The sequence below is a fragment of the Sorangium sp. So ce1036 genome, assembly GCF_051369805.1.
Classification (GTDB): domain Bacteria; phylum Myxococcota_A; class Polyangia; order Polyangiales; family Polyangiaceae; genus Sorangium; species Sorangium cellulosum_F.
The window spans coordinates 1555359-1577913 of sequence record NZ_JBBMOX010000001.1; the positions used below are offsets into that span (position 1 = coordinate 1555359).

At 72.3% G+C, this 22555-nt stretch carries 19 protein-coding genes; 8 read left to right on the plus strand and 11 right to left on the minus strand.

What is annotated here, in order from left to right; all coding sequences use genetic code 11:
- Window positions 1–70 precede the first annotated feature (70 nt).
- The 4 genes from rtcR (at window position 71) to WMF31_RS05730 (ending at window position 4605) form a co-directional block, all read left to right on the plus strand.
- Entirely contained in the window at window positions 71–1690 is a 1620-nt protein-coding gene (gene rtcR / locus WMF31_RS05715; RefSeq protein ID WP_436600959.1) for an RNA repair transcriptional activator RtcR, read from the plus strand.
- Between the two features lie 125 nt (window positions 1691–1815).
- Window positions 1816–3120: an SGNH/GDSL hydrolase family protein gene (locus WMF31_RS05720; RefSeq protein ID WP_436600960.1), complete on the plus strand. Its 1305-nt coding sequence runs from the start codon at window positions 1816–1818 to the stop codon at window positions 3118–3120.
- Window positions 3121–3389: 269 nt separating this feature from the next.
- Window positions 3390–3986: a TIGR00725 family protein gene (locus WMF31_RS05725; RefSeq protein ID WP_436600961.1), complete on the plus strand. Its 597-nt coding sequence runs from the start codon at window positions 3390–3392 to the stop codon at window positions 3984–3986.
- A gap of 73 nt (window positions 3987–4059) precedes the next feature.
- Window positions 4060–4605, plus strand: coding sequence for a DinB family protein (locus tag WMF31_RS05730; protein ID WP_436600962.1), 546 nt, complete (start codon window positions 4060–4062; stop codon window positions 4603–4605).
- Between the two features lie 14 nt (window positions 4606–4619).
- On the opposite strand, the gene WMF31_RS05735 is transcribed toward WMF31_RS05730, so the two are convergent.
- A complete protein-coding gene (locus tag WMF31_RS05735; protein WP_436600963.1) occupies window positions 4620–5948 on the minus strand; it encodes a hypothetical protein in 1329 nt (442 codons plus the stop codon).
- A gap of 450 nt (window positions 5949–6398) precedes the next feature.
- Between WMF31_RS05735 and WMF31_RS05740 the strand changes: the two genes are divergently transcribed.
- Window positions 6399–8345, plus strand: coding sequence for a serine/threonine-protein kinase (locus WMF31_RS05740; protein WP_436600964.1), 1947 nt, complete (start codon window positions 6399–6401; stop codon window positions 8343–8345).
- A gap of 69 nt (window positions 8346–8414) precedes the next feature.
- Here the strand turns inward: WMF31_RS05740 and WMF31_RS05745 are convergent, their stop codons facing one another.
- The 7 genes from WMF31_RS05745 to WMF31_RS05775 form a co-directional block, all read right to left on the minus strand.
- Window positions 8415–8846, minus strand: a complete 432-nt coding sequence (locus WMF31_RS05745; protein ID WP_129352951.1) for a type II toxin-antitoxin system VapC family toxin — start codon at window positions 8844–8846, stop codon at window positions 8415–8417.
- Window positions 8843–9121 carry a type II toxin-antitoxin system Phd/YefM family antitoxin gene (locus WMF31_RS05750; protein ID WP_129352949.1) on the minus strand — a complete coding sequence of 93 codons (279 nt, stop codon included), beginning with the start codon at window positions 9119–9121 and terminating at the stop codon, window positions 8843–8845. Before WMF31_RS05750 ends, WMF31_RS05745 begins: the two co-directional genes overlap by 4 nt.
- 57 nt (window positions 9122–9178) lie before the next feature.
- Window positions 9179–9958 (minus strand): nucleotidyltransferase domain-containing protein, encoded by a 780-nt coding sequence (locus WMF31_RS05755; RefSeq protein ID WP_436600965.1) that lies wholly within the window; start codon window positions 9956–9958, stop codon window positions 9179–9181.
- A gap of 9 nt (window positions 9959–9967) precedes the next feature.
- On the minus strand, window positions 9968–11266 hold the full coding sequence (locus tag WMF31_RS05760; RefSeq protein ID WP_436600966.1) for a DNA polymerase beta superfamily protein: 1299 nt from the start codon (window positions 11264–11266) through the stop codon (window positions 9968–9970).
- Between the two features lie 28 nt (window positions 11267–11294).
- Window positions 11295–11960: a hypothetical protein gene (locus WMF31_RS05765; protein ID WP_436600967.1), complete on the minus strand. Its 666-nt coding sequence runs from the start codon at window positions 11958–11960 to the stop codon at window positions 11295–11297.
- A gap of 97 nt (window positions 11961–12057) precedes the next feature.
- Complete coding sequence (locus WMF31_RS05770) at window positions 12058–12840, minus strand: hypothetical protein (protein ID WP_436600968.1); 783 nt, start codon at window positions 12838–12840, stop codon at window positions 12058–12060.
- A 37-nt stretch (window positions 12841–12877) separates the two neighbouring features.
- The gene (locus WMF31_RS05775) at window positions 12878–14239 is read right to left on the minus strand and encodes a carotenoid oxygenase family protein (protein ID WP_436600969.1); all 1362 of its coding nucleotides are present in this window, start codon (window positions 14237–14239) and stop codon (window positions 12878–12880) included.
- A 345-nt stretch (window positions 14240–14584) separates the two neighbouring features.
- On the opposite strand from WMF31_RS05775, the gene WMF31_RS05780 reads away from it, so the two are divergent.
- A complete protein-coding gene (locus WMF31_RS05780; RefSeq protein WP_436600970.1) occupies window positions 14585–15082 on the plus strand; it encodes a DUF6194 family protein in 498 nt (165 codons plus the stop codon).
- 38 nt (window positions 15083–15120) lie between these two features.
- Here the strand turns inward: WMF31_RS05780 and WMF31_RS05785 are convergent, their stop codons facing one another.
- Together WMF31_RS05785 and WMF31_RS05790 are read right to left on the minus strand one after the other, a co-directional pair.
- Window positions 15121–15939 carry an aminoglycoside N(3)-acetyltransferase gene (locus tag WMF31_RS05785; RefSeq protein WP_436600971.1) on the minus strand — a complete coding sequence of 273 codons (819 nt, stop codon included), beginning with the start codon at window positions 15937–15939 and terminating at the stop codon, window positions 15121–15123.
- 109 nt (window positions 15940–16048) lie between these two features.
- On the minus strand, window positions 16049–17203 hold the full coding sequence (locus WMF31_RS05790) for an NADH:flavin oxidoreductase (RefSeq protein WP_436600972.1): 1155 nt from the start codon (window positions 17201–17203) through the stop codon (window positions 16049–16051).
- Between the two features lie 695 nt (window positions 17204–17898).
- On the opposite strand from WMF31_RS05790, the gene WMF31_RS05795 reads away from it, so the two are divergent.
- Together WMF31_RS05795 and WMF31_RS05800 are read left to right on the plus strand one after the other, a co-directional pair.
- A complete protein-coding gene (locus WMF31_RS05795) occupies window positions 17899–19371 on the plus strand; it encodes an endo-1,4-beta-xylanase (RefSeq protein WP_436600973.1) in 1473 nt (490 codons plus the stop codon).
- A gap of 20 nt (window positions 19372–19391) precedes the next feature.
- Window positions 19392–22049, plus strand: a complete 2658-nt coding sequence (locus tag WMF31_RS05800; protein WP_436600974.1) for a hypothetical protein — start codon at window positions 19392–19394, stop codon at window positions 22047–22049.
- A 38-nt stretch (window positions 22050–22087) separates the two neighbouring features.
- Here the strand turns inward: WMF31_RS05800 and WMF31_RS05805 are convergent, their stop codons facing one another.
- Window positions 22088–22303, minus strand: coding sequence for a hypothetical protein (locus WMF31_RS05805; RefSeq protein WP_436600975.1), 216 nt, complete (start codon window positions 22301–22303; stop codon window positions 22088–22090).
- Window positions 22304–22555: the final 252 nt, after the last annotated feature.

Below are 22555 nucleotides of genomic sequence, written 5' to 3' on the forward strand. Positions count from 1 at the left end.
GATCCCCGGCGATCGCGGGCCGCTGGCCGCGGCGGTTATCCTGGTGTATAGGGTTCCTATACATCCTTCTATGAACCGCAAGCCCACCGTGGTCCTCGGCATGCTCGGCCCGACGCTGGACACCGGCAAGACGCCGGAGCGCTGGGGGCGCTGGCGCCCGAGCGTGGCGCTCTGCCAGCACGAGGATCTGCTCGTCGACCGGTTCGAGCTGCTCCACCAGCGCCGCTTCGAGGGGCTCGCCCGGACGGTGATGGAGGACGTGCGGCGCGTGTCGCCGGAGACGCTCGTCCGCGGCCACGCCGTCGAGATCGACGATCCGTGGGACTTCGAGGCGGTGTACGGCGCGCTGCACGACTTCGCGCGGGCGTACCCGTTCGCGCCGGACCGGGAGGACTACCTGGTCCACATCACGACGGGCACGCACGTCGCGCAGATCTGCCTGTTCTTGCTCACGGAGTCGCGCTACTTCCCGGCGCGGCTGCTCCAGACGTCGCCGCCGAAGCGCGAGCGGGAGGAGACGGCCGCCGGGTCGTACGCGATCATCGATCTCGATCTCTCGAAGTACGACCGAATCGCCTCGCGCTTCCAGAAGGAGCAGCGCGAGGCGGTGTCGTTCCTGAAGGGCGGCATCGAGACGCGCAACCCGGGCTACAACCGGCTGATCGAGCGGATCGAGCACGTGGCGATCGCGTCGCGGGCGCCCATCCTGCTCATGGGCCCGACGGGGGCGGGGAAGTCGCAGCTCGCGCGGAAGATCTACGATCTCAAGAGGGCGCGCCGGCAGGTGAGCGGCGATTTCGTGGACCTGAACTGCGCGACGGTCCGGGGCGACGGGGCGATGTCGGCGCTGTTCGGCCACACGAGGGGCGCGTTCACGGGCGCCCTCAAGGACCGCCCCGGCCTGCTGCGCAAGGCGCACGAGGGCGTGCTCTTCCTCGACGAGATCGGCGAGCTCGGCGCCGACGAGCAGGCGATGCTGCTGCGCGCGATCGAGGAGAGGTCGTTCCTGCCGGTCGGCTCGGACCGGGAGGTGAAGAGCGAGTTTCAGCTCCTCGCCGGCACGAACCGGGATCTCGGGCTGGAGGTCGCGGCGGGGCGCTTTCGCGAGGATCTGCTGGCCAGGATCAACCTGTGGACCTTCCGGCTGCCGGGCCTCCGGGATCGGGTCGAGGACATCGAGCCGAACCTCGATCACGAGCTCGACGCGTCGGCGCGGCTGCTCGGCGTGCGGATCACGATGAGCCGCGACGCGCGTGCGCGGTTCCTCGGGTTCGCGACGTCGCCGGAGGCGGCGTGGCCCGGCAACTTCCGCGATTTCAACGCGGCGGTGACGCGGATGGCGACGCTCGCGCCGGGGGGGAGGATCGGGGCGGCGATCGTCGAGGAGGAGATCGAGCGCCTGTCGGCGATGTGGCGGCGAGCGCCGGTCGCGGGCGGCGGCGGGGGCGACGCGGACGACCTCGTGGTCGAGGCGCTCGGGGAGCGGCGGGCGGCGGCGCTCGACCTGTTCGATCGCGCGCAGCTCGCGGAGGTGCTGCGGGTGGTGAAGGGGGCGCGGTCGCTGTCGGAGGCGGGGCGGGTGCTCTTCTCGGCGTCGCGGGCCAGGAAGAAGAGCGTCAATGACGCGGACAGGCTGCGGAAGTACCTGGCGCGGTTCGACATCGACTGGGGGGCGCTGAAGGGTGGGTAGGGGCAGGCGGGTGTCCCGGGCTGGCGCTTGTTGAACGCCGGGCCACGATGCTCCAGAGTGCCCGCGGCTGGAGGGTAATCGATATGATATTTCGTTCATTTCTTCAACTGGGCTCGCTTGCTTTCGTGCTGGGGACGGCAACGCTCCTGTCGGCATGCTCCGATGACAGCGGCTCCGGCGGCACGAGCAGCGCCAGCGCGGGTGCGGGGGGTGAGGGCGGCTCGGTCGGTGAGGGCGGCTCGGACGGCACGGGGGGTAAAGGCGGCTCGGGCGGGGCCGGGACGGGAGGTGAAGGCGGCTCGGGCGGGGCCGGGACGGGCGGGGAGGGCGGCTCGGGCGGGGCTGACCCGGGGGCGGGAGGAGGTGGGGGCGACGCGGAGACGGGGGCGATCCAGCCCAATCCCATCATCTCGCGCGGGAAGCCGGCCTTCGCGTCGGTGGGGACGGCGTCCGTGATCAACGACGGCAAGTACCGATCCGCTGGGAACTGGAGCGCGGGCAAGCCCACCGCCGAGGAGCCCGCGTGGGTCGCGATCCAGGTCGGCGACGGCTTCGAGCGGCTGCTGCTGAGCTGGACCGCCTCGTACAACTACAACTATACCGACGTGCAGTACGGGGCCCCGGCCGCCTACCGCGTGGAGACCTCCAGCGACTCCACGGACGGCGCGGACGGCACCTGGACCGCCGTCGCGACGGTGACCGACAACCCGGTCCGCACGCGCGCCCACAGCTTCGACTTCAGCGGGCAGAGCTGGGTGCGGCTCGTCGTGACCGCGGCGCCCGACGTCTCCGACAACGGCGTCCAGATCGACGAGATCGACGTGCACGACATCTCGAACGGCGCGGAGGACACGTGGTTCTTCCTCGGCGACAGCATCACGGCGTTCGCCTATGACCGCGACACCCCGGCCACCCAGCCGAGCTTCGCGGAGAACATCCACGCGGCGCACGCGGCCTACTATCCCGCGATGATCAACGGCGGCATCGGGGGCGAGCTCACCAAGGCCTCGGACGATCGCCCGAGCGCGCTCGATCGCATCGATCAGGTCCTGGAGATGAACCCCGATTACCGCTTCTTCGCCATCGGTTATGGCACCAACGACTCCTGGGATCAGACCGACCCGAGCACCTTCAAGAAGAACCTGCAAACCCTCATCGACAAGATCAAGGCGGCAGGGCGCGTCCCGGTGCTCGCGCGCATCCCGTATGCGCCCGACGGCGCTCATGACGCGCTCGACGTGTTCAACGAGGCGATCGACGAGCTCGCCGAGCAGAACGATCTCGTGCCGGGGCCCGATCTGTACACCTGGTTCAAGGACCACCCGGAAGGCCTCTCGGACGACAACGTGCACCCGTCGCCCGCCGGACGGGTCGCCATGAACAAGCTCTGGGCCGACGCCGTGGACTCCCTGTACACGAAGGCGCCGTAGCGCCCGACGCGGGGAGCGGGCGCCCCGCGGACGCGAAGGCTCGGTCGGGACGCGCGCCGCCGGGGCCGCGGCGCGCGCCCCGGCGCGGCGCAGGTCCCGGCGCGCGCCCCGGCCGCGCCCCGTCGCCGCGCGGAGCCTTGACGCCACGCGGCGGCACGGGCTAGCTCGATGCCGCGCGCGGCGAGCTCCGGGCACGGCGCTCCGGGGCAGGATCAGCTCATCAGCCGGCTTTCGTGTCGCGGACAGCGACACCCCGGGGCGGAGAGGAGATGATCGAGGAGCGGGAAGACGAGGACACGAGGAGGGACATCGCGCCCTACATGGCGCGTCGCCCCGTGCTCGCGGTGATCGGCAACGGCCTCGCGCTGGACGCGGGGACCGAGGCCGCGTGCGTCGAGCTCGGTCGCCGCGCCGTGGAGGCTGGGTTCCGGCTCGTCACCGGGGGGCTCGGCGGCGTCATGGCCGCCGCCTCCCGCGGCGCCCGCGAGGCGGCGACCTGGCGCGAGGGCGACGTGCTCGGGATCCTGCCAGGCTACGAGGCCTCCGCGGCGAACCCGTACGTGGACATCGTCATCCCGACCGGGCTGCAGATCGGGCGCAACATCCTCGTCGTCGCGGCGGCCGACGTCGTCGTGGTCGTCGATGGCGGCGCGGGGACGCTCAGCGAGATCGCCATCGCCTGGCAGCTCGGCAAGCCGCTGCTCGCCCTCGCGACGAGCGGAGGCTGGGCACGACAGCTCGCAGGCGAGCGCGTGGACGAGCGGCGCTCCGACCGCATCGTGGCGGTCGCGAGCCCGGAAGAGGCCGTGAGGACGGCGTGGGACATCGCGGGGCGCGGCCGCGGCCGGGGCATGAACGGGCCGTGATCCCCGGCCGGCGCGCCTCCCCGTCCGGCGATCGGCGGGTGTGCTCCAGAACGCGTCGAACGAGGAGAAATGGATGAACCAGCACGACTACGTCACCCTGATGGCCGAATACAACGCCTGGATGAACCGCCGGATGTTCGAGGTCTGCGCCGGGCTCTCGGACGAGGAGCGCAAGCGCGACCGGGGCGCGTTCTTCGGGTCGATCCACGGCACGCTCAACCACCTGATGTGGGCCGACCGCGCGTACCTGATCCGGCTCGGGCTGCTCGGCGCGGACCTCGAGATCGGCAGGCCCGGCGACGTGCTCTTCGACGACTTCGAGGCGATGCGGGCAGAGCGCGAGCGCTTCGACGACCTGCTCCTCGGCTGGGCCAGAGGCCTCGAGGAAGGGGCGCTCTCCGGCACCTACGCGCTCCGCAGCGCGGTCTACCGGCGCGCGCGCCGTATCCCCATGGTTGTGCTGATCGTGCAGATGTTCAATCACCAGACGCACCACCGCGGTCAGATCACGACCTTGCTCTCGCAGGCAGGGCTGGACATCGGGAGCACCGATATCCCCTGGATGCCCCACGTCGACGCGCTGGCGACCGAGGAGCGGCCCCTCACGCCCGCGACGTGAGGTGAGCCGCGCTGTCACGGCCCGGTGAGCAGGGAGGAGACGCGGATCTTCACCATCGGGTCCGCCGCCTCCGTGTAGACGACCTCGCTCGATCCGCCGAGCTCCCGGCGGACGATGACATCCTCGCCCCCCCCCGCGCCGCCCCCGAACTGGAGCAGCGCGCCGCAGGCGTCGAGCTTCGACGTGTGCGCGCTGACCTGCTCCGCCGCCGCCGGCAGCGGGGGGAAGGCGCCGAGCCGCGTCGCCTTGCCGCCGCCGTCCACCTCCCAGAGCTCCTGGCTGCTGCCGTCGTCCGTCGAGCGCTCCGCCTCGAGCACGAGCAGGAACCTGTCCGGCGGTGTGGCGCGGACGGTGTGAATCGGGCGATCGTCCGGGAGCCCGACGAGGGGCAGCGACACCGACGTGGCGAGGTGGACCACGCTCCGCTCGGCCAGCGCGAGATCGCCGTGACCCAGGTGGCGAAGCGGGTTGTCCGGATCGGCGTAGACGACCGCGCCGCTCTGGTCGTACCAGGTGGTGGCGTCCAGCGTGCCGCCCGAGCGGCAGCCATGCAAGACGATGCCCGCGGGCGAGACGAGGAAGCCGCCGAGCGAGGTGAGCGACGCCGGCGTGCACGGAGGCGTCGGCGACACGGGGTCGTTGGCGAGCGGCACGAGCGGATATGCGCCGCCGGTGTGGAGGCATCCATCGCAGTGGAACTCGCGGAGCATGCCCTCGAAGACATTGCTGTAGAGCAGGCGTCCGTCGGTCGGACGGATTCGCGCGCTCCGCTCGTCGAAGAGACAGTCGAAGCCCACGACGGCCGAGCCCGGCGAGCTCCAGTGGGCCACCGCGTCCCGGCCGCAGCGCGCCGCCTCGTCCAGCGTCCCGACGAGATAGACCTGCGCGGGATCGAACACATCACCGACGACCTCGACGGCTGCTCCGGTGCAATCCGGTGCGCCGCCGCCGCCGCTGCCGCTGCCGCTGCCGCCGTTGCCGCCGCTGCCGCCGCTGCCGCCGCTGTCGCCGCCGTTGCCGCCGTTGCCGCCGTTGCCGCCGCTACCGCTGCAGTCCGGTGTGTCGTCGCCGCCGCCGCCATTGCTCCCACCGCCGGCGCTGTCACCGCTACCGTCGTCGCCGCTGCTGCCGCTCGATCCTGGGATCGCCGCCCCGCCCGCGCCGGAGACCGCGGTGGCCGCGCCGCTGGCCCCGCCCGTGCTGCTCGCCACCGCGCTGTCCGGGGGGCCGCCGCCGGCGCGCGTGGCCGGCGCGCCGCCGCCGGTGTCCCCGTCGCCAGCGCGCCTCTCGTCGCTGGACGTGCACGACGAAAGCATGAGGAGGAGGGCTGCTCTGCCGATCATGCGCATGGCTTGACCCCTGTGCTGGAAGCGACGGCCCTCGCCACGTGCGGTGGGCGCAGGCCGCGGTCTGCGAGGGGCGAAGGCTGGAGTCGGACAGCGGCTCGCGCCAGAGCATGACGTGGGTAGTCGCGCGCGTCGACCGTCCGTCGCGCGCATCGACCGCCCCTCACGCGCGTCGACCGTCCGTCGCGCGCATCGACCGCCCCTCGCGCGCGTCGGCCGTCCGTCGCGCGCGCCGACCGCCCATGCCCTTCCCCGGACCGGCGCCCTCGCGACATGGCGCGCGGATCCGCCGCGCCGGCAACGCTGACGCGCCGTGCTCCCGGAAGCGCGGAGGGCGCAGGCGCGTGCCCCTGAGGGCTTTGCGGCAATTGCGATGTCTGGACGGTGCGCGGCGCGCCGGGCGCGTTGCTCCGACCAGGATGTACCCCCGTGCTAGGCTCGGCGCCGATGTTGGAAGCGGAAGAGGAAGAGCTCCAGCGGCTGCGCGCCCGCGTCGGAACGACCGTGGCCGGCAAATGGCGGCTCGACGCGCTGATCGGGGCCGGGGGCATGGCGGCCGTCTATGCGGCGACCCATCGCGTGGGGCACCGCGTCGCCATCAAGATCCTGCACCCCGAGAGCGCGGTGTCCCGCGAGGCCCGCGCCCGCTTCGAGCAGGAGGCGCTCGCCGCCGCGAGGCTCGGGCACCCGGCCGCGGTGCAGGTCCTCGACGTGGACGTGACCGAGCAGGGAGAGCCGGTCCTCGTGATGGAGCTGCTCGAGGGCGAGAGCCTCCGCCAGCGCGTCGCGCGCCTCGGCGGGATGCCCGTGCCCGAGCTCCTCGGGATCATCGATACGCTCCTGGAGGTGCTCAAGGCCGCGCACGACGCGGGGATCGTCCACCGGGACATCAAGCCGGACAACCTCTTTTTGACCCGCGACGGGCGGCTCAAGGTGCTCGATTTCGGGATCGCGCGCATGAGGCAGGGCGGCTCCGGGCTGAGGACGCGGACGGGCGCCGTGCTCGGCACGACGAGCTACATGGCGCCGGAGCAGATCCTCGGCAGAGACGTGGACGGGCGGGCCGACCTTTACGCGGTGGGCGCGACGATGTTCACCATCCTGACGAACCGCCGGATCCACGACGCGCTCACGGAGGGAGAGCTCCTCGTGAAGATGAGCACCCTGCCGGCTCCCCCGCTCGCGAGCGTGGCGCCCGGCGTGGATCCGCGGGTGGCGCGCATCGTGGACCGGGCGCTCGCCTTCCAGGTCGAGCATCGCTATCCCGACGCGCAAACGATGCTCGAGGACGTGCGCGCCGCGCGCCGGGGCGAGGAGCCGCCGCGCGCGGCAGCGGAGATGGCGAGCCAGGATGAGCGCACGCGGCCGCTCGGCCGGGCCCTTCCACCCGGGCCGCCCGCGGGGGCGCCCCTGCCGGGCGCGGGCGCGCCGGCGATGGCGGCGCCGGCGATGGCGGCGCCGGCGATGGCGGCGCCGGGCGCGCCGTGGCCGGGCCACGCACCCGAGTCGGCGGCGCCAGGCGCGCCGTGGCCGGGCCACGCGCCCGCATCGGCGGCGCCGGGCGCGCCGTGGGCGGGTCACGCGCCCGCATCGGCGGCGCCGGGCGCGCCGTGGGCGGGTCACGCGCCCGCATCGGCGGCGCCGGGCGCGCCGTGGCCGGGCCACGCACCCGCATCGGCGGCGCCGGGCGCGCCGTGGCCGGGTCACGCCCCTGCGTCGACCGCCCGGCCGCGCGCGCCGGGATCGCGCCAGCTCGCCCTCCTCCTCGGCGTGGCGGCGCTCCTCTTCTGCGTCGGCGTCGGGGCCGTGCTGCTGCTCTGGCCCTCCGGCGACGGCGACGCGGCCGCCACGGTGTCGCTCAAGGACATCCCCCAGGGCGCGAGCTCCCTGGTGCCCGCGGCCGACCCGGCCGGCTGCAAGCCGGGGCTCCCGTGCACCTGCCCGGGCGGCGGCCCCGGAAAGCCCGACGAGCGCTGCCTGCTCACGTGCGGCGAGGCGCCCGGCTGCAAGCCGAGCTGCACCGACCGCACCGTCTGCGAGAGCCGTTGCGCCGGCGACTGCCAGGCATCGTGCGCGCGGAGCACCGTCTGCGACACGCGGTGCGGAGACCGCTGCTCCATCGATTGCCGCAACGCGGAGACGTGTCAGGCGACCTGCGGCGCCGGGTGCTCGTACACCTGCGAGGACGTGGCCTCGTGCGGCCCGGTCGTGGGCGACGGGAGCGTCGTGAGGTGCAACCGGGTCGGGCGCTGCCAGGTGATCTGCACCGGGGCGTGCGCGGTGTCGTGCTCCAGGACCGGGAGCTGCCAGGTGGAGTGCCAGGGGCAGGGGCGGGCGACGCGGTGCCGCGACGGCCGGATGGCCTGCGGGCAAGGGTGCGCGCTGCCCCGGTGAGGGGAGCGGGATCCGCCCTGTCGCAGGGGGCGAACGGCCAGGGGCCGCTCAGGCCGCTGGCGTTGCTTCTCACCGCCGTCGTCGCCTGGACCAGTCCTCGACGTCAAGTTCGCTGAAGCGGGTGAAATCCTTCGTGTTCGCGGTGACCAGGGTGAGCCCCTTCGTCCGCGCGATGGCCGCGATCTGACCATCCACGTACGGGGCTGCCGCACCGAGCTCCTCCAGGCGCGCGCGCTCGGCGCCATGCCATGCCGCCGCCGCCTCGTCGTAGGCGAGGATCGGGAATGACGCGCGCACGACCTCCTCCAGGTAAGCCTCGAGCGCCGTTCGCCGCCGCCCGCGGGGAAGCCGCCTGCACCCGTAGACGAGCTCGTGCCACACGGGCGCGCCGATCGCGCACTCGTGCGCGTGCTGCTCGATCCGGCGCACGATCTCCGGATCCGGCCTGATCGAGACAGGCGCCGACACGATGTTGGTGTCCAGGAGGAATCGCAGGATCACAGAGCGACCTTGCGCCCGGCGCTCGTTGCCCGGAGGGCGTCGAAATACCTGCGCTCGACACCGACCTCGTCCAGCGGAAACTTCTCGAGAAACCGCCGGTACGCAACGGAGAAGGGGGGGCGCTCGGAGCGCAGACGGTCGTACTCCCTCCGGGAGAGCACGATCGCCACCGGCTTGCCACGGCGCGTGAGCTCGACCGGGGTGCCCGCCTCGACCTCATCCACGAGGGTCGGCAGGTTGGCTCGTGCCTCTGCTATCGAGTAACGCTTCGACATACTGAAATGTACATTGGGATGTACATCCTGTCCAGCGCGGCCCGCCCGCCGCGCCTCTCAGAGCCGCGCCTTGCGCAGCGCGAGCAGCCACGCGTCGAGCTCCGCCGCGTTGGGCGGCTCCGCCGGCAGCACCGCGCTGTCGTGGGCGGCCTCGAGCGTCGAGAAGGCCCGGGACGCCTGCTCTGCCCAGCGATCCGCGGCCTCCGGCGTGAGCGTGGTCTTCTCCCCGGCCCGCTTGGCCTCGATCAGCTCGCGGGCGGCGCCGAAGCCGTAGGGGTCCAGCAGCGCCGTCACGTCGGTGACGATCTCGCCTGTCCGGAGCGCGTGGGCGCCGGTCAACGCGGTCCTGAGGACATAGAGGAGCTTCTTCACCGACGCGCGGCCCCCCGTCTCCCAGGCGCGGAGCTGGCTCGTGGCGAAGCCGACGTAGTGGCGGAAGATCCGGCGCGAGAGCGCGGCGGCGACCAGCGGCCGGAGCGAGGCGAGGTCCGGGGAGGCGAGGAGCTGGAGCGGGCCGAGGATCCGCTCGATGTAGTTGCCGTTGCCCTGGAGGACGCCGAGGAGGACGGGGTGGATCTCGTTCGACGTGTAGTCGATCTCGACCCCGTCCACGACCTCCATGCGCGAGGGGCTCGCGCTGCTGCGGAGCAGGCCGAGCAGCTGCGCGGTGGGCTCGACGTGCACGGCCTTGAGGTCGAGATCGCTGTCCGGCGACGGGAAGCCGTACGCGTGCGCGCCGCTCAGGGCGACGACGAGGTGCGACCGCTTCGCCTCCTCCTCGGCGATGACCCGCGACGCGACCTCCTGCTGATGTCTCTCGAGCACCTCGGTGTTCATGCCCCCTCCTTATGGCTCTTCCCCGGCGCCGCCAGGCGGCGCGCGGCCTGCGTCCCCCTCGTCCCAGACCGCGACCGGCGCGGCGGGCGCGTCCCTGCCGAGCGGGCCCGGCTCCCCCGCGACGTGCCGCCGGGCAATCTCCTCGCGGACGCGCCGGAGGAGCGCCTCGGCGCGGGGCACGTCCGGGTGCGGCGGCAGCCTCGTCGCGAGCCGCGCGGCCTCCAGCTCGGGCGTCATGGCCTCGGCGAGCTCGATCGTCCGGTCGAGCGGCCACGCGCCGGTCTTGATGGCGAGGAGCGCCTCCCTGAGCTCGCCGCGCGCGGTCAGCTCGACCTCGCCGTCCCGCAGCCAGCGCGTGGCCGTCGCGAGGAGGCGCACGAGGTTGTAGGCGTTCTTGGGGCGGAGATCGCGCGCGAGATCGAGCGAGGCCCGGTCGCCCCGCGCGAAGCGCGCGAGCGAGGCGAAGTCGCGCGCCGGGAGCAGGCCCTGGTCGTGGAGCGAGCGGTAGAGCTGCTTGATGTGCTCCTTCGCCTGGAGCTCCCTGTCGGCCTCGGTCGGCGCGGCGCGCGGGCTGATGGCGGCGAGCCGCCGGGCCACGTCGTCGAGCGACAGCGACGGGTCGCCCGCGAGCCAGTCGAGCACCTGCTCCCGGTGCTCGGCGAGCCGCTGCGCCTGCGCGAGGCGCTTGAGCTGCGAGAGCGCGTACCGGCCGAAGCTGCCGTAGATGGCCGAGGAGACGAAGGCGTCGCGCGCCTCGAGGAGCCACGCGCCGATGGGGTCGCGCGCCTCGGCGGTGGGGACGAAGAGCAGCTCGAGCGTGTTCGGATCGGCGCGCAGGGCCTGGCGGATGGCCTTCTCGATCTCCCAGTACGAGGCGCTGCCGTCCGCGCTCACGAGGTCCCGCGGCGGCTCGGCGAGGCCCGCGGTCCAGAGGAAGGGGAGCGCGAACACGCCGCGTCGGTCCGTGTCGGACCCCTCGTCCGCGAGCCCCCAGGCGCGCGAGCCGACGACGGCCTCGAGGACCACCGCGGGCCGGAGCGCGTCCCACGCGGCGCTCCGCCGCTCCGCGTGCCGCACCTGGCCGGCCTTGCGCGGGACGAGCTCGTCGCGGCGGTACCGGACGACGCCCACGCCGACGAGCATCACGTCGAGCTCCGCGCCGGCCGAGCCGACCACGCGCCCGACGGCGCCCTGGGGGACGCGGCGCTCGCCGAGGACGCGGTCGACCCGGGTCGTCACCTCGGTCCCGTGGGGCAGGGGGACGGCGCGCGGATCGAGGTGGGTGAGGCCGCGCAGGCGGAGCTCCATGCGGGAACGCTACCATGCGCGGCGGCGTTCAGGCGGGCTCGGTCGGCGTCGGCGCCGCGCTGGCCCCCTCGAGCGGCAGCCCGACGCGCTCGTGGAGGTACGGTCGCCACCTCTCCCAGTGCTCGGCGCGGACCTCCGTGGCCGGCCGGCCGTGGAAGTCGAACGGCGGCCGCCGCACGTTCAGCCCCACGAAGTGCGCGCCGGCGCGGCCCACGTCCGGCTGGTGCGGCGGAAACGGCGAGCAGATGCTCACCTCGTCGGTCGTCACCACGAGCGGCGGGCGCGCGCGGCGCGGGGGCCTACGCCTGCGCGATGGATCAACCATCGAGGGATGGCACCTGCTACGGCATCGCGGCGTAGGTGGCGTCGCTGAACAGGTCGGGGATCTCCCTGTAGGTCTGCGGAAACGCGAGGGCAGATCGTGCTCCGCCATCACCCGATCGAAGAGGCTCAGATACTGCCCCCGCAGCGCCCAGAAATCGGACAGGTCGGGCAAATCCTCGGGGTGAACCAGCGAGTCCGCCAGCACGGGGAGCTTGTCGACGTACCAGGAGCGCGGCCCGCCACTCGGGTCGAAGGGAGAGATCCCGGTGATGAACGTCAGCTCGTCGATCGAGCCGACCACCTCCCCATCATACGTGAGCCCCTTGAGGTAGCGCTGGAAGTCATGGGCGAGAGAGTCGGTGCCTCGCATGTCATACGGCTCGTCCGGCAACGCCAGCTCGGCAAAGACGCTCCCGGCGAACGGGTCTTCGACGACGGTCGCGCCCTGGATCTCGAGCTCGGGCCCGTCACCGGTTGACGCGGCGGTAGTACGCGATGAGCGCCCGGGAGCGCCGCTCGGCCAGCTCGGGCATCACCGACGTGACCTTCTCGAGCGGGTAATCCGGGGGGAGATAGCGCGCGGGCAGCGGCGGCTCCTCCATGAACGTGATGCGATAGTGCACCGGGCCCGCGTAGAAGAAGCGGCGCGCGAGCTCGTCGTCGCCGATACCGGGCTCCTCCAGGAACGCGACGAGGTCACGCTGGAACTGGAGGAGCGCCTTCTTGCGGCCGCGCAGGTCGAAGAGCTCGGTCAGCTTGCGGCGCAGGACCGGGTCGTCGATCTCAGGACAGCGAAAGAGGAAGACGTGCTCGGTGAGCCCGTGCTTCTCGAGCGCGGCCTCGAGCTCGTCGGTGTTGATCTGGCCGTTGATGTACGCGTTCTGCGCCAGCCGCTGGAAGCCGTGGAGCTTGAGCGCGTCGCGCACGATCTGCCGCTCGCGGGCGTCGTCGGACGCGAACGAGAAGATCGCGAGCAAGAAGCCCTCGGGGCGCGCGCTTCGACCCAGGACCGCGCGGCTGATGGAGCGCTGGATGGCGGTCATCCGGTAGCGCGTCACGCCGCCGTCGTCGGTGAACGTCGCCACTTCGCCCGAGGCGCGCAGCCTGGACATGGCCGTGCGAATGGCGCCCGCGCCGTGGCCGCCGAACTCGGCCAGGTCGCGCATCCCGGCCGCCGAGACGAAGGGCAGGTCCGCGAGCACGGGCAGGCCCTCCCGGAAGACCACGGGCGCGATCAGGAGCTCGCTCAAGGAGACCGGGTATCTGTCTCGGAAGGCCATGCGGAGTTCAGGGGTCGGGGATCCAGCTGCCGTGGAAGCCGAGCGGCACCCGGGCCGGCAGATGGACGCGGGCGACAGGCTCGCCGGTGAAATCCTGGGCGGAGAGGATCACCAGGTCGGCCGCGCCGCGGTCCGGGTTGTGGACGTAAGCCATGACGTAGCCGTCGTCCTCGGAGGCCGAGACAGACGACGACGGAGCGAAGACGGCCTCGCTCGCGGCGGCGTCGCGCCCGAAGTGGTGGATCTCGGAGGCGCCGCGGACGAGGTCGTGCTTGATGAGCGCATTGCTCCGGGTCTCGTCCGGCAGCTCGCGGCCGGCCGGGATCATGGCCTCGATCATCGGCCCGATGACCGCGGCGTAGCCGTAGCGGTGCGGCCGCGACACGAAGGCCTCGTTCACCCGGGGGAACTCCTGGGGGCGGTCGTCGAGGCGCTGCTCGTGCACCCTGTCGCTCGCGAGATCGATGGTCCAGCGGTCGAACACCGGGGGAGGGGCCGTGTGGGCGCCGACGTCGAACACGCCCGGATACCGGACGAGATCGACGATCACGGACGAGCCGTCGTCGTAGGCGTTGAGCGTGTGGGCGATCCAGCACGGATCGATCTCCCGCCAGCGCACGGCGCCGCCGGCGCGCGGCATGACCCCGAGCCGCGCCGGGTGGTCCGGGTTCCAGAGGACCGGAAGCTTGCCGGCGCTCCACGCTTCCATGCTGAACGTCAGGGGCAAGTCGTACACGATGACATGCCGCTCGGTAAGCGAGAAGTCGTGCATCATCGGGCCGCCCTGGACCGGGATGGGGGTCGCGCGGATGACCCGGCCCGCCGCGTCGACCACGAGGTGCTGGACGTGGTCTTGCCCGAAGGCGTAGACGATCGCGTGCAGCTCGCCGGTGCGCGGATCGAGCTTGGGGTGCGCGGTGAAGCCGCCGGGCAGGGCGCCACCGAAGTCGCACGGGCCCACGGTGCCGAGCTCCTCGTCGAGCTCATACGGTCGCGGCCCGCTCTCGATCAGCGCCAGGGTGCGGCCGGCGTGGCGGATGACGTGGGTGTTGGGCGCGAGGTCCATCGGGTCGTAGAGCGGCCCTTCGCGGCGCGGCTCACCGAGCTTCTCGGCCACGGCGGGTGAGCGCACCCAGCGGTTGCGGTACCACGCGGCGCGGCCGTCGCAGAGCCTCACGCCGTGCACCATCCCCGCGCCCATCATCCAGTGGTGAACGGCGGGGTCGACCGCACCGATCGGGTTGGGGCCGTTGCGCAGGTAGCGGCCGTTCAGCTCCGGCGGGACGCGGCCGGTCACCCGCAGGTCGTACGCCGTCACCTCTTCCTTCACAGGCGCAAAAGGGCCCACGAGATACGTGCGTGCAGACATGAAGCATCCTTTCGAGGCGGTGTTACATGATGTTTTACTTGTGTATTGAACACCGTAACGTGGCCTGGGCGGCTGTCAAGCGCGGGCCGCGGGCTCCGGATGCGGCTCGGGGTCCGCGGCCCGCGCCCGACATCGACCCGCGCTGCGCCGCGCCGGTCGAGGCGCACCTCGGCGTACGGCGGGCCATGGCGCGAGGCGGCCCCCTGGATGCGGCGCGGAGGCGGCCTGTTGATGCGTGGATGAGCCGTGGATATACTGCTCCCTTCCCGAGGAGCGGCGCGGATCGCCGCGCACGGCGGCCGCGGCGCGATCCGTCAGGGGTCGGGTAGCCTGGAGCGAGGAGTCATGGACGAAGCCACGATCATCCGTTACATCGCCGATACGTTCGCCGGCGTCGACGTCGTGCGCCCGGCGCCGGGCGAAGCCCCGGAGATCGCGGTGGGCGATACGTTCTTCATCTACGACCCCGATCGCGACCTCGAGCCCAGGCAGAGGTTTCCGTTCGCCACCATCGTGACCAAGGACTATGGCGATTTCGATCGCGCCTCGAACCTGGATCGCCCGGGCGTGTTCCGCCTGAACATCGGCGTGAGCAAGGAGACGTACCGCGCGCTGTTCGGCCCTCAGCCATCCCCTCCCGGGCCGTCCGGCGCCGTGAGCACCGGCCATGACTTCACCGCCCTGGACCGGATCATGCCGCACCCGGTCCATGCGCCGCAGTCCTGGGTGTGCGTGCTCAACCCGAGCGAGGCGACGTTCGAGGCGGTGCGGCCGCTGCTCGCCGACGCGTACGATCTGGCCGTCGGGAGGCGTACCCGAGCGCGGGCCGCGCGGGAGCCCTGACGAGCTGAAGCGGCGACAGCCCCGCCGTCGCCGCGACCCTACCTCCGATTTCGCTGCATCCAGGCGACCCCGTGGTCCACGAGCGCCCGCTGCGGCATCAGCAGGGCGGCGGCGTCGCCGGCGTGACCGCGGCGCTCCTGGCCGGTATCCCTCGCGAAATCCGCGCCGATCTGCTCGAAATCCGCGCTGTCGATCGCGATGTCGTCGAAGGCGACCCACGTCCGCGCTCCGTCGATCAGGACGGGCGCGTGGCGCACCTCGGGCCGCTTGCCCGGGTAGTCGGCGCGGTGCTCGGCCAGGTGGAGCGAGGTGTTGTTGCCGTGGCCGACGCCGAGCAGCAGCACCCAGCCGTCGAGATCGTGGACGCGCCCGAGCGGCGAGCCCTCGCCGAGGCCGTACGCGAGGCCGTGGTTCGCCGTCACCAGCTCGGCGTGCCGGCCCCAGGCGGCGAACGACATGAGCGGGTGCGCGCTGCGGCGCACGCCGCGCTGCTTGCGAAACGTCTCGGGGATGGCGCCCATCTGCCGCGTCGGCGTCAGGTCCGGGTCGTAGGCCGGCATGGTCCTTCGGATCGGCGCCCACCACGCCTCGGGCACGGGCGGATCCTGCCAGAGCGCCGGGTCGGACAGGCCGGCCGAGTGGGTCGGCATCACCAGCGTGCCCTCGGGCGTCAGCACCTCCTCGAGCGCCAGGATCACCGCGACCGCTCCGCCGGAGACCCAGCCGAGCTTGCTCAGCGAGGAGTGGACCAGCAAGGTCATGCCGGGCTGGACGCCGAGCGCCGTGAAGTCCTGCACCAGCGATGGGATGGTGACGGGGGCGTCAGGGTGCATCCAGATGATCCGCTCTTCGTTCATGGCGACGCTGTCCGTCGCACCGTCGTCGGCGCGCTGCAACCGGGCGATGGCCGCTCAACCGCCCTGCCCGAGCAACACCCTCCGACACCATCGATGCAGGCGCTCATCGTCAATAGAGCTGGCTGAACGGCTCGACGCTGAACGGCTTGAACGGCTTGCCCTCGCGCGCCTTGAGCGCCCACTCCGGATCGACGAGGAGCGAGCGGCCGACCGCCAGGAGATCGAACTCCCCGCGCTCGATCCGCGTGATCGCCTGATCGAGGTTGTTCACCGACACCGTGCCTCCGGCGAAGCCGGTCTGCAGGTCCTTGGACAGGCCGACGCCGCCGACCGCCACGGAGGGCTTGCCGCTGACCTTCTTCGTCCAGCCGGCGAGCGTCATGTCGGATCCCTCGAACGCCGGCTTCCAGAAGATGCGCGTCGAGGCGTCGAACACGTCCACGCCCGCGTCCACCAGGGGCCCGAGCAGCATCTCCAGCTCCCCGGGGGTGCGGGCGAGCCGGGCGCTGTAGTCCTGCTGCTTCCACTGGGAGTAGCGGAGCATGATGGGCATGTCGGGGCCGACCGCCGCGCGGACGGCCTTGACCACCTCGGCGCCGAAGCGCGCGCGGCCGACTCGATCGCCGCCCCAGCGGTCCGTGCGCTTGTTGGTCTCTTCCCAGAAGAAGGTGTCGATCAGGTAGCCATGGGCGCCGTGGAGCGCGATCCCGTCGAAGCCGACGGCCCTGGCGTTGGCCGCGCTGCGGGCATAGCCGGCGATCACGTCGGCGATCTCGGAGTCCGTCATCGGCTCGGTCGGCGGGAGCAGCCGCTCCACGACCTCGGGCCGCAGGGAATGGGCGCCGATCCGCACGCCGCAGAGGCCCGACGGGCGGGAGGACGGCGCGTCCGGGGAGGGGCCGGTGCCCGGGACGCGGAGCACGCCCATGTGCCAGAGCTGCGGGAAGATGATCCCGCCCGCGGCGTGCACGCCGTCCACCACCTTCTTCCAGCCCGCGAGCGCGGCCTCGCCGTGGAGCACGGGGATGTTGTTCTCCCCCGGGGCGTCGCTGCCGATCGCCGAGGGGTGATCGATGCCGGTCCCCTCGGCGACGATCAGGCCCACGCCCGCCTCGGCGCGGCGACGGTAGTAGTCGGCGACGTTCTGGCCGGGCACGCCGCCGGGGGAGAACTGGCGTGTCATGGGCGACATGACGATGCGGCTGCGCAGGGTGAGGCGCAGCAGTTGCAGCGGCTGGAACAGGGGCTCGGCGGAGCAAGTCATCGCCGGACTGTAGGGCAGGCTCAGCCGTTCCGGAAGTAGGATGGCGCTGGTCGTTGTCTTGCAATGCCTGGCCCTGGATCTCTCCGCGAGTTCTTCGCGAACATCGCCGCGATCCCCCTGGCCCTCGACTTTCTCCGCGAATGCCGCCGCCGCGGCCGCCGCGCGGGCCACGGCCCCGCGGTCGACGAGCAGGGGCGCGACCTCGAGCAGCGCGTCGCGGTGGCCTACGTGGAACGGCGCGCGTGCGCGCAGCCCTGCGGCCCCGCGCGCCTGGCTCCCCGCCTGTCCGGTGTCATGGAGTGTTTGCGCTCCAGGCGAAGCGTCGGACTGCCGTGGTGCCCGGTCGTCCCATGGATGAATTGTCGAGTCGTCGTGCCTTTCCCGGGAGGGCGGATTGACATGGCCATGATTCCTCAGGTGGCCAGCGCGTACCGCGCCGCTGTATTGCCGGCATGATCCCGTGTTCGCCCCTTCGCGCAGGGAAGGCGGCTGTGTGCGAGGGTCGCCCCCGCGGCCGCTTTGACGTTCGGCGTACAAAGGAGGCATGCTGATCGGCATAACCGTGATATGAGAGCGCTGACCGGGAATCGTGGATTCAACTCATGGACCGGCAGCGCTCGCGGGCGCATCCTTGGTTTAATTATTCGTCTCGAACAGACGCCCGCGGGTCGGCCGATCCGACCAGGAGAACCTTGATGTATACCCATCGCTTGCTTGGTTACTTCGCTGCTTCATTGGCCTCGCTGGCTTGCTGCTTGGTCGCCTGCACCGTCGAGCCCCTCGACGAGGAGGACAGCGACTCGCTGAGCTCCGGGGTGGTCAGCCAGGATGGCGGGACGGAGGCGACGCTCACGGTTCCGTCGCAGTGGCACAATGGATACTGCGCGAACGTGACGATCAAGAACCTGGGCGAGCGCGCGACCACCGGCTGGCGCGTGGTCGTCGGGCTCAACGGCGCGACGATGAGCAACGGGTGGAACGCGACCATCACCCAGTCGAACGGGCAGCTGAGCGCCGTCAACGTGGACTACAACGGGACAGTGGCCAAGAACGGCGGCACGGCGTCGTTCGGCTTCTGCGCGAACGGCGCCGGGGTGCCCACGCTCGTCTCCGTCACCGGCACCGGCAACGGCGGCGGCAACGGAGGTTCGAGCACCAGCACGAGCAGCTCCTCGACGAGCACCTCATCGAGCTCCTCGACGAGCAGCGGCGCTGGCGGCTCCGGCGGCAGCGGCGGCGCCGGAGGCTCCGGCGGTAGCGGCGGCTCGGGCGGCGGCGGCTCCGGCGGCGGCGGCACGCCTGGCGAGAAGTTCGTCGGCAACATCACGACGAGGAACGCCGTGGAGAGGGGCTTCGAGCGGCACTGGGACCAGATCACGCCCGAGAACGAGGGCAAGTGGGGCTCCGTCGAGCGGTCCCGGGGCCAGCGGGACTGGAGCGCGCTCGACCGGATCTACCAGTTCGCGCAGCAGAACAACATCATCTTCAAGCAGCACGTCTTCGTGTGGGGCAGCCAGCAGCCGACCTGGATCACGCAGCTCTCCGCGGCGGACCAGCGGCAGGCCGTGCGCGACTGGATGCAGGCGTTCTGCCAGCGCTACCCCGACACGAAGTACATCGACGTCGTCAACGAGCCGCCGCCCCACACCACGCCTTCCTACAAGAACGCCATCGGCGGCGACGGCGCCAGCGGCTATGACTGGATCGTCAACTCCTTCAAGTGGGCCCGCGAGCTCTGCCCGAACGCGGTCCTGATCCTCAACGACTACAACAACATCGAGTACGAGGCCGACCACCAGAACTTCATGAAGATCGCGAGGGCGGTGATCCAGGCGGGCGCCCCGGTCGACGCCCTCGGCGCGCAGGCCCACGACGCGTACAAGATCAACACCGCCACGGTGAAGCGGTACATCGACCAGCTCGCCTCCCTGGGCAAGCCCGTCCACATCACCGAGTACGACATCGGCCTCGCGGACGACAACCAGCAGAAGCGGGTGATGGAGGAGCAGTTCACGATGTTCTACACGCACCCGAAGGTCACGGGCATCACCCTCTGGGGTCACGTCATCGGCGCCACCTGGAGGGCCAACACGGGCCTTCAGCAGGCCAACGACGGCCCCATGCGGCCGGCCATGACCTGGCTCATGAGCTACCTCGGCCGCCAGTAGGTCGCTTATCCTCGCGCCCCATGGCGCCCCGCCCGCCCTTGCTCCTCCGCCTGGCCAGCGGGCTGGAGACCCGCCCCGTCAAGGCCGCGCTCTCGATCCTGATCCTCGCCTCGGTGCTGCCCGCCCCGGACCTCGAGGACGCCCTCCGGCCGTACTTCCTCGGGATCTTCGGCGCGGAGCTCCTCCTGCGCGCCGTCCTCCTGCGGAGGCTCGGCCCCGAGCGGCCGCGCCTCGACGTCTTCCTCTTCGCGGTCGACGTCATCGCCTGGCTGAGCTTCCTGCCGCTCGAGCAGATCCTCGACGCGCACGCCGCGGCCGCGCTGCCCGTGCTGCGGCTCTCGCGGCTGTTCCTGCTCCTGCGCTTCACGCGCGAGATCGCGCGCGACCTCTACGCCATCATGACGCGGCGCGAGCTGCTCGAGCAGTTCGGGCTCGTCACGCTGGCGGTCTGGGGGCTCGCGTTCGGCGCCGCCGTCCTGCTCGGCCACCTCGCGGTCGCGCACGACTACGACGGCCGGGGCCCGGTCCCCGACGCCACCTTCCTCGACCGGATGTGGTGGTCGTTCCGGCAGCTCGAGAGCGCGGACAACCTCGTCGAGCACCTCCGGGTGCACCCCGCCGTCGCCGTGGTCTCGCTCGGGCTCACCCTGGTGGGCGTCTTCGTGACCTCGTTCATCATCGGCATCGGCGCCAACGTGGTCGACCAGGTCGTGCGCGCGGCGCGGCGCCGGCCGGTCGGCTACGCGGGGCACGCGCTCGTCATCGGCGCCGTGCACGAGGCGGAGCTCCTGGTGCAGGAGCTCGTCCGGCTGTACGAGCGCCACCGCGCGCTCCGGAGCCTCCGCCTCTCGGAGGTGTGGCAGTGGCTCGTCCACCGCGGGCCCCCGCCGACCCGGCACGCGCTGCCGCGGATGGCGCTCCTCGGCACCCAGGACGACCCGCCGGCGTACCTCTACGCGCCGGGGATGCGCTGGGTGGCCTACCGGAAGGGCGACGGCGCGCAGCCGGAGGCGCTCGCGCTCGTCGGCGCCGCGGGGGTCAAGCGCGCGCTGATCCTCGCGCGCTCCGACGCCGGCCCCGACGCCGACGCCCTGACCGCGATGGCCCTCTCCTCCTTCCGGGCGCAGAACCGCAGGGGACACGTGTTCGTGGAGGTGAACGAGAGCCGAAACCGCGATCTCCTCCAGGCCGTGGGCGGCCCGGGGACCTATCCGCTCGACATGCCGCGCTTCCTCGGGCTGTTCCTGTGCCAGCACCTGGTCTCGCCGGGCGTCGAGTCGCTCTACACCGACCTCATGACCGCGGACGGCTCCGAGTTCTACACCCACATCTTCCTCGGAGAGGCCGAGATCCGGGCCATCGCCGCGCTCGGCGAGGCGGGGAGCGGCGAGATCTCGTTCTCGCGCATGGCGCGCGCCGCCCACCGGAACCGGGTGATCCTCACGGGCGTCTTCCTCGGGGACGAGGTGCCGCGGCGGGGGAAGGGCGAGCTCGTGTCCGTGGAGGGGCTCGTCCCGTGGGTGAATCCGCTGCTCGATCCGCCCGAGGGGTCGCCGGCCTGGGCGCTCGGCGCGCGCGCGGACCGGGTGCCGGCGCGGCGGCTGCGGGGGCTCATCGGGGTGACGCCGACCTACGCGCCGCTGCGGCGCCACGGGCGAGAGCTGCTCATGGGCCGCGGGATCGCCGCCGCCGAGGCGCCCGCCGGGCCGAGCGACGCCGCGCGGGCGTGGGCAGCGCGGCTCTGCCTGCGCCGCGGGCACCTCGGGCGGGTGCTGATCGTGGGGTACAGCACCGCGCTGCCCGCGCTCTTGCACGCGCTCGCGCAGTTCGTCCCCGGCATCGAGGTGACGCTCGTCCTCGGCGAGCGCGGCGACGAGCGGATGCCGCTCCCGGAGCGGCTCGCCTCGCTCGGGTTCCGGTTCGCGCCGGACAGCCCGCCGCCGGGCGCGGAGGGGGCGACGGTCCCGCTCGTGCGCGGCGGCAGCGCCACCGTGTACACGCAGCGGGGCCACGACCTCGCTTCGCTCGCGGTGCGCTGCGCCGCGCGCGGGGCGCCGCCCTCCGCGGCGGTGTTCCTGAGCGAGCCCGAGGGGCTCGATCGCGACGCGCGGACCGCGCTGCGGCTCATCCGCTTCGCGCGGGCGCTGGAGAGCCGGGAGCTCTTGCACGGCGGGCGGCTGCACGTGCTCGCGGAGTTCACCTCGGTGGCCAAGGGCGAGCACGTGCGGAGCCTGCTCGACGCGGGCAGGTGCGGCTTCGCCGGCCCCGATCGGCTGCGGCTCAGCCTCGTCAGCACGGAGCGCATCAAGAACTACTTCATGGTGCACAGCGCCTTCGTGCCGGGGGTGACGTCCCTTTACGAGGAGCTGCTCGGCGCGGGCGGGCAGGAGTTCCTGCGCATCGAGGCACAGGAGGCGGCGCAGGCGGGCGGCGCGCTGGGCTTCGAGGATCTGCGGGCAGCGCTCGAGCTGCGGGGCGCGATCCCGGTGGCGCTGGAGCTCGACGGCGGGGCGGTGCTCCTCAACCCCGGGCCAGAGCCCATGCCCGCGGCGCAGATCCGCGCCGTGTACGCGGTCGCGCGGGGCGCGGACCTCCTGGCCGAAGACGACCGGCCGCAGGCGATCCGCGCCGACGCGCGGCCTCCGGACAGCGACGCGGCCCCGCGCCTCAGCGCCTGAGCCGCCGCGCGCGCGTCAAGGCGCCGCGGGAGCGCCCCTCACCGCCCGGGGAGCGCCTCTCGATCCGCGGGGCGGTGCCGTTCTCCCACGAAGACGAGGAGCTCGTGGTGCTCCCCGGAGGACGGCTCCGTGCAGATGCCCTGTTGACGCGCACAGTCATGCGCCCCGGTGGCATCGAGCCCGATGACCGGCGGCGACGTGGGGGCGAGCGCGCTGACCACGCCCACGACGGCGAACACAGCGAGATACCTCATTGCATCCTCCCGCTTGAATCGTGTCGCACTATCGACAGTCCCGCGCGGATTCGCGAGCTGTCCTAGGGGGACCTGACACGACAATGGAGAACGCTACCGGGTTCGACAAGCCCGCGTCCACTGCAAAGTTCAATCGCCCGCGCTGACGCCACGCGGATCGCAATCGCTCATTGCGCATTGCGCGGTGTCCTGCTGCTCGGCCGCGCGGCGGGTGATTCACCCAACAACCAGCGAGCAGCGGACCGCGCAACC